The sequence below is a fragment of the Blastococcus sp. SYSU DS0973 genome (genome assembly GCF_054051055.1).
In genome coordinates, this window is the sequence record NZ_JBJHAN010000001.1 from 733,385 (window position 1) to 739,700 (window position 6,316).

Annotated in this window: 9 protein-coding genes and 1 pseudogene; 5 read left to right on the forward strand and 5 right to left on the reverse strand. The window is 72.0% G+C overall.

What is annotated here, in order from left to right; translation table 11 throughout:
- Window positions 1-53: 53 nt before the first annotated feature.
- Together ACI791_RS03720 and ACI791_RS03725 are read right to left on the reverse strand one after the other, a co-directional pair.
- Entirely contained in the window at window positions 54-671 is a 618-nt protein-coding gene (locus ACI791_RS03720) for a hypothetical protein (RefSeq protein WP_456584793.1), read from the reverse strand.
- 294 nt (window positions 672-965) lie between these two features.
- Window positions 966-1,418: a nuclear transport factor 2 family protein gene (locus tag ACI791_RS03725; RefSeq protein WP_456584794.1), complete on the reverse strand. Its 453-nt coding sequence runs from the start codon at window positions 1,416-1,418 to the stop codon at window positions 966-968.
- A 149-nt stretch (window positions 1,419-1,567) separates the two neighbouring features.
- On the opposite strand from ACI791_RS03725, the gene ACI791_RS03730 reads away from it, so the two are divergent.
- From ACI791_RS03730 to ACI791_RS03745, 4 genes are all read left to right on the forward strand, one after another.
- A complete protein-coding gene (locus ACI791_RS03730) occupies window positions 1,568-2,107 on the forward strand; it encodes a dihydrofolate reductase family protein (RefSeq protein ID WP_456584795.1) in 540 nt (179 codons plus the stop codon).
- 71 nt (window positions 2,108-2,178) lie between these two features.
- Entirely contained in the window at window positions 2,179-2,415 is a 237-nt protein-coding gene (locus ACI791_RS03735; RefSeq protein ID WP_456584796.1) for a hypothetical protein, read from the forward strand.
- 125 nt (window positions 2,416-2,540) lie between these two features.
- Window positions 2,541-3,041, forward strand: coding sequence for a hypothetical protein (locus ACI791_RS03740; RefSeq protein ID WP_456584797.1), 501 nt, complete (start codon window positions 2,541-2,543; stop codon window positions 3,039-3,041).
- Between the two features lie 157 nt (window positions 3,042-3,198).
- Complete coding sequence (locus tag ACI791_RS03745) at window positions 3,199-4,383, forward strand: NAD(P)/FAD-dependent oxidoreductase (RefSeq protein ID WP_456584798.1); 1,185 nt, start codon at window positions 3,199-3,201, stop codon at window positions 4,381-4,383.
- A 57-nt stretch (window positions 4,384-4,440) separates the two neighbouring features.
- Here the strand turns inward: ACI791_RS03745 and ACI791_RS03750 are convergent, their stop codons facing one another.
- Together ACI791_RS03750 and ychF are read right to left on the reverse strand one after the other, a co-directional pair.
- Window positions 4,441-4,638 (reverse strand): hypothetical protein, encoded by a 198-nt coding sequence (locus tag ACI791_RS03750; protein WP_456584799.1) that lies wholly within the window; start codon window positions 4,636-4,638, stop codon window positions 4,441-4,443.
- A gap of 181 nt (window positions 4,639-4,819) precedes the next feature.
- Entirely contained in the window at window positions 4,820-5,893 is a 1,074-nt protein-coding gene (ychF, locus tag ACI791_RS03755) for a redox-regulated ATPase YchF (protein WP_456584800.1), read from the reverse strand.
- Window positions 5,894-5,928: 35 nt separating this feature from the next.
- Between ychF and ACI791_RS03760 the strand changes: the two genes are divergently transcribed.
- Complete coding sequence (locus ACI791_RS03760) at window positions 5,929-6,147, forward strand: hypothetical protein (protein ID WP_456584801.1); 219 nt, start codon at window positions 5,929-5,931, stop codon at window positions 6,145-6,147.
- A 7-nt stretch (window positions 6,148-6,154) separates the two neighbouring features.
- Here ACI791_RS03760 and ACI791_RS03765 read toward each other — a convergent pair.
- Window positions 6,155-6,316: pseudogene (locus ACI791_RS03765) on the reverse strand (endonuclease); the annotation flags it as partial.

The following is a 6,316-nucleotide window of genomic DNA, read 5'->3' on the forward strand; positions in this document are numbered from 1 at the left end:
TTGCCCAGCGCAACGCCGTCCGGCCCCGAGGGCTTCCCCCGCTTCCGGGCCCGTCAGCGGCTCTGCAGCGCGTCCAGGGCCACGGCCATCGCCGCCGCGACCCGGAAGTCCAGGCGCGGGTCGGGGACGGTCACGGTGTAGTGGTCCCGCAGCCCGATCCGCTTCTCGCTGCTCATCACCAGCGCACCGGTCCGGCTGTCGGTGAAGTCGAAGTGGAAGAGGAACGGCACCGGGATGTTGTTCAGGAACGGGATGAAGTTCCACACCCGGCGCAGCACCGCGATGAACTGGTTGCGCTCCTGGCCCACCGCCTCGACGCCGGGCGCGGAGAGGTTCCAGGTGGAGCGCAGCAGGCTGGCGCCGAACGCCTTCCGGAAGTAGCCGAGCGGCTGCCCGTACTCGTCGAAGACGTCGTGCTCGGCGCCGACGTCGAGCCGCTGCCGGGCCCTGAAGGAGAACACCCGCCGGTTCCGGGACCCATCGGCGAAGAACACGACCTCCTCCCGCAGCTTCATCCGCTTCTGCTCGGCGAGGGCGATGAGCCCACCCTCGCTGCCGTCGGGGTTGGCCGCCAGGATCTCGTAGCGGTTGACCATGACGGTCACCCGCTGCCTGACGAAGAACTGCGGCACCACCATGGGGGCCGGCTGGTGCCCGGAAGGGACGGTCACGACGGGTGCTCCGTTGCAGGTCTGGGGCGGGGACGGCTCATCCTGACCGATCCGGGCCGGTCACGGAACGATGCCCGTCCCACAGGGGGCTCAGCGCCGCGCGCCGGGCCCGACGGCACGAGCACCACAGGAGCAGGTGGACGAGCACGCCGGCGCCCCCCGGCCACGGCTTCGTCGTGCCACGAGCGTGCCGCCCGCGCGGCCCTGCGAGCATCCGGTGATCCCGGGATCGCCCCCTGGTCCCGCGGTCAGGGTCTCCCCGCCCAGCAGGTGACGACGAAGCCCTGACGCGCCTCAGCGCACGGGGAGCGGCGTCGTGTCGCCGTCCTCCCGCGGGCCGAGGATCCAGCGCTCCTCGAGGGCGATGGGGACGTCGTTGATGCTGGCCTCGCGCCGGCGCATGAGGCCGTCGGCCGCGAACTCCCAGTTCTCGTTGCCGTAGGAGCGCCAGGAGCGGCCCTCGGCGTCGTGCCACTCGTACTGGAACCGGACGGCGATCCGGTCCTCGGTGAACGCCCACAGTTCCTTGCGCAGGGCGTAGTCGAGCTCGCGCTCCCACTTGCGGGTCAGGAAGGCGACCACCTCGTCCCGGCCCCGGATGAACTGGTCCCGGTTCCGCCAGACGGTGTCCTCGGTGTAGGCCTGCGCGACGCGCTCGGGGTCGCGGGTGTTCCACCCGTCCTCGGCCGCCTGCACCTTCTGCCGGGCGGTCTCGAGGGTGAACGGCGGAAACGGCGGACGGGACACACGGACCTCCTCGGACACGGCGGCCGCCTCCGGCCGCCCGCACCAACACTGCCCGGAGCAAGCCGGACCGGCGAGCGCGTGGGCGATGAGTTCCGGATCTGCGTGCGGTCTACCCCCGGACATCCGCCCGCCGTACGAAGGAGTTCCCCGTGGGCCAGATCGCCGCCAGCCTGTTCACCACCGTCGACGGCTCCGCCGAGCGACCCGACCAGTGGCACTTCCCGTACTTCGACGATGCCATGGCCGAGGCCGTGGACCGCCACACCGGCCGGTGCGAGGCCTACCTCATGGGCCGGGCCCTGCACGACCAGTGGTCCCAGTACTGGCCGGGGAACGAGAACGACGACTTCGCCGAGTTCATCAACCCCATTCCCAAGTACGTGCTGTCGACGACGCTGGAGAGCTCGGACTGGGCCGGCACCACCGTGCTGGGCGACGTGGCCGGCGTGCGCGCGCTGAAGGAGCGCACCGAGGGCACCATCGGCATGTCCGGCAGCCTGACGACGGTGCGCTCGCTGCTCGAGGCCGGTCTGCTCGACGAGCTGGTGTTGCTGGTGGACCCGATCGTGGTCTCCGGCGAGCGGCGGTGGACCGACGAGCTGGGCCGCACGCCGCTGGAGCTGGTGCACTCCGAGGCCTTCCCCACCGGCGTCCTGCACCTGGTCTACCGCCCCGTCCGCGAGGAGTGAGCCGCCGCGTCGCCGTCAGGTGTTCGGGGGCGCGTCACCCGGCCGACACCTTCGGTGCCCACTCTGGCGCCATGACGGCGAGCCTCTTCGTGATCGGCATCCGGGTCGGCTGGATGGGCCGTGACGTCCGGGCGGACGACGCCCGGCCCGGTAGCGCCGAGGACGTCGTGCACGCCGTCGCCAAGCCCGTGGTCGACGGGCTGGAGGCGTCGCTGTGCGGCCAGCTGGTGCGGGCGACGGCGGCGCAGGACTGGCCGTCGCAGCCCGAGATCGCCCGCTGCGAGGAGTGCGCCCGCCTCGCCGGCTGATCCCCGGCGGTCGCGGTGCGATTGTTGGCGGGCCGCTTCCCTGCCGTGCGTGCGCTGCTCTCCCGGAGGTCACCTTCCGCCCGGAGCCTCGTGGTGTCCGAACGGGACCGATCCAGGAGGAAGCCATGACCACGCCCGCACCCGCGTCGCCGGCCGCGCCCGCCACCGGGCCGAAGAACCGCAAGCAGTCCGACGACGACGCGCCCGGCACCGGGCCCGCGACGCCGGAGCTCGAGGAGGTCGTCCGCACGCACGAGGAGGCCGAGGACCGGGCGCGCGAGCTGCTGGCCGCCCAGGTCCTGCAGGAGGCACGCAACGGGTCGCACGACGAGCGGGCCCGCCAGCTCGTGCTCGCCGTCCGCCGCGACCTGCTGGTCGAGCTGCGGGCACAGGAGCAGGACCAGGCCCGCCGGCAGCTGGCCGCCGCGACGGACAGCAGCGAGGACGCGGTCGCCGGCCTGATAGGGGGTGTGGCGACGATCGTCCGGAGCCTGGTGCCGGCCGTGCTGGTGCGGCCGGAGGAGGTCATCGAGACCACCTACGCCCTGGCCGACCAGGGTCTGCGTGTGACCCGCCGGCTGGCGCTCACCCTCACCAGCAGCGTGCGCGGCCTCGTCACCACCTGACCCGCAGCGCCCCCTCCGCGGGTGGTCCCGGACCCCTGCCGCCCGGGCGGCCGCTCCTGGGTGTACGCCGTGCGGAACCCGGTGGAGTTGGGCAGGCTCGAGACGGTGGCCGAGCTGCGGCGTCGACGGAGTCCGTGGCCCTCTCCAGGGAGCTGACGTGGAACGTTCCGACGTGCTGATCGTGGGCGGCGGAAACGCCGGCATCTCCCTGGCCGCGCGGTTGCTCCGGGACGGCGCCTCCGACGTCGCCGTCGTCGCTCCGCAGCCGGTGCACCGGTACAAGCCGCTGCTGAACTACGTCGGCGCGGGCGAGGCGACCATGGCGGACCTGGAGCGGCCGATGGCCGACGTCGTCCCCGACGGATGCACCTGGATCCGGGACAGCGTCGAGGCCGTCGACCCCGCGGCCATGACGGTGCGCACGCGCGGCAGGCGGTCGCTGCGCTGCGACACGCTGGTCCTCTGCCCCGGACTGGTCGAGGACTGGGAGGCGACGCCCGGGCTGCTGCAGGCGTACGCCGACGGATGGGTCGCCTCCACCTACGTGCCGGGCAGCACGCCGCAGGTCTGGCCGAGGCTGTCATCGGTGCGCGGTGGCTCGGTGGTCTTCACCGTGCCGCCGGAGCCGGCGTCCTGCGCGCCGACCGCGCTCAAGCCGCTGCTCATGGCCTGCGACTCCTGGCGGCGCGCCGGCGTGCTCCCCTCCGTCGACGTCCGGCTCGTGCTGCCGGCGGCGACGGCGACGGGCATCCCGGAGGCCGACCGCTACCTCGAGGAGACGTTCGCGGACTACGGCGTCGAGGTGCTGCGGGAGGCGCGGATCGAGCGGGTGGACTGGGACACCCACGCCCTGCAGGTCACCTCGCCCACCGGCCCCCGGATCCTCGAGGACATCGTCTTCGCGCACGCCGTCCCGCACTACCGGGCACCGGGCTGGATCGCCGACGCCGGACTGTCCGCCGGCGAGACCTCCGGCCTGGTCGACGTCGACCCGGAGACGCTGCGGTCCCGCCGGCACGAGTCGATCTGGGCGATCGGCGACGCAGCCGACCTCGCCACCCGGCCGTCGGGTGGTGCGCTGCGGAAACAGGTCGACGTTCTGGCGAGGAACATCCCGGCGGCCCAGCACGGCGAGCAGCTGAAGCGCTACGACGGCTACACCGTCATGCCCATCACGGTCAGCCACCGGAAGCTGATGCTCAACGAGGTCGACCGCGACGGTGCCGCGAGCCCGTCGGTGCCCTTCCTCGACCCCTTCAAGCCCCGCCGCTGGCCGTGGCTCTTCGACCGCTACGGCCTTCCGCAGGTCTACTGGCGCCGGATTCTTCGGGGGAAGGTCTGACCCCCCGGAAAACACCGCCGCCGATCGGACGCGTGGGCCGGGCGACCCGGTCCTCCGCTACCGCTGCTGCCGACGGGCGATGAGGACGAGGCCGCCCACCAGGATCACGATGGGCGCCCAGGCCGGGAGCCCGAAAGGTCCGATGACGAGCTCGACCACGAAGAGCGCCAGCCGGAAGCCGACCAGGAACGCCACCAGGAGCGCGAACCCGAAGAGCAGCGGCCGTTCCGCCTGCAGCTGTCGCAGGTAGTCCATCAGGTCTCCTCGGTCATGAGTTCCAGCCGGTCATCCGGCGGAGCCACCGGATGCGTCCGGTTCCTCGGACACATCGACGGCAGCAGAGTGCAGCCCCTGCAGGCCACTGTCCCACCCGACCCCACGGAGGGGCGGGTGCCGGGCAGTGACTTCCCGCCCGCGCCGTCCGGGGGCAGGCAGGTCACACGTTGAAGCGGAACTCCACGACGTCACCGTCGGCCATGACGTACTCCTTGCCCTCCATGCGCACCCAGCCCTTGGCCTTCGCCTCGGCCATGGAGCCGGCCTCGACCAGCTGGTCGAAGGAGACGATCTCGGCCTTGATGAAGCCGCGCTGGAAGTCGGTGTGGATGACACCGGCGGCCTGCGGGGCCGTGGCGCCGACCGGGATGGTCCAGGCGCGTGCCTCCTTGGGGCCGGCGGTCAGGTAGGTCTGCAGCCCGAGGGTGCGGAAGCCCACCGTGGCCAGCTGGTCCAGGCCCGGCTCGCTCTGACCGATGGACTCGAGCAGCTCGGCGGCTTCGTCGGCCGGCAGCTCGATCAGCTCCGACTCGGTCTGCGCGTCGAGGAAGATCGCCTCCGCCGGGGCGACCAGTGCCCGCAGCTCGTCGAGCGCCTCGGTGTTGGCCAGCTCGTCGGCGTCGACGTTGAAGACGTAGAGGAACGGCTTGGTCGTCATGAGCCCGAGCTCACGCAGCGGCGCGGGGTCGATGCCGGCGGCGAAGAGGGTCTTCCCCTCGTTGAGCACCTCCTGCGCCTGGACGGCGGCCGCGTGCAGCGCGGCGCGCTCCTTGTCCTTGCGCATCTCCTTCTCCAGTCGCGGGATCGCCTTCTCCAGCGTCTGCAGATCGGCCAGGAGGAGCTCGGTGTTGATCGTCTCGATGTCGTCGGCCGGGCTCACCTTGCCGTCGACGTGCACGACGTCGGGGTCGGTGAAGGCCCGGATCACCTGGCAGATGGCGTCGCTCTCGCGGATGTTGGCGAGGAACTTGTTGCCCAGCCCCTGCCCCTCGCTGGCGCCGCGCACGATGCCCGCGATGTCGACGAACGACACCGTCGCCGGGATGATCTTCTGGCTGCCGAAGATCTCGGCGAGCTTGTCCAGCCGCGGGTCGGGCACGCCCACCACACCGACGTTCGGCTCGATCGTCGCGAATGGGTAGTTCGCCGCCAGCACGTCGTTCTTGGTCAGGGCGTTGAAGAGGGTCGACTTGCCGACGTTGGGCAGGCCGACGATCCCGATGGTGAGGCTCACGGGAGTCCAGCGTAGGCGTCGCTGATTCGCCACCCATGCCGCCGGCCGATCTCCGCGTGTGCTTCCTCGGCGACTCGTCGACCGCCGGGGTCGGCGACGACGACGGGCTGGGCTGGGCTGGGCTGGGCTGGGCTGGGCTGGGTAGCCTCGCGGCCTCCGCCCGCCGGTACGGCGCGGACCTGAGCGGCCACAACCTCGGCGTCCTGGTGCAGGCACGCGGATGCGAACGCCACCGGGCGGCGCTCGGCCGGTAGTGGCCGATCAGCCCGTTCGTGAGCGGAGGGTGTCTCCGCTGAGGCGGGGGAGGAGGAGGATTTCGGTGCGGTCGGGGCGCCAGGTGCGCCATCGTCCGTCGGGTTGTCGTTCGATCCGGTATCCGTGGTGGACCTTGGTGTGGTGTCGTTCGCACAGCAGCCCTGAGTT

Bases quoted from the DNA above. Each gene is read 5' to 3' on its own strand.
- ACI791_RS03735 (WP_456584796.1), top strand. From the start codon at position 2,179: ATGACGGCGAGCCTCTTCGTGATCGGCATCCGGGTCGGCTGGATGGGC.
- ACI791_RS03740 (WP_456584797.1), top strand. From the start codon at position 2,541: ATGACCACGCCCGCACCCGCGTCGCCGGCCGCGCCCGCCACCGGGCCG.
- ACI791_RS03750 (WP_456584799.1), bottom strand. From the start codon at position 4,638: ATGGACTACCTGCGACAGCTGCAGGCGGAACGGCCGCTGCTCTTCGGG.
- ACI791_RS03760 (WP_456584801.1), top strand. From the start codon at position 5,929: ATGCCGCCGGCCGATCTCCGCGTGTGCTTCCTCGGCGACTCGTCGACC.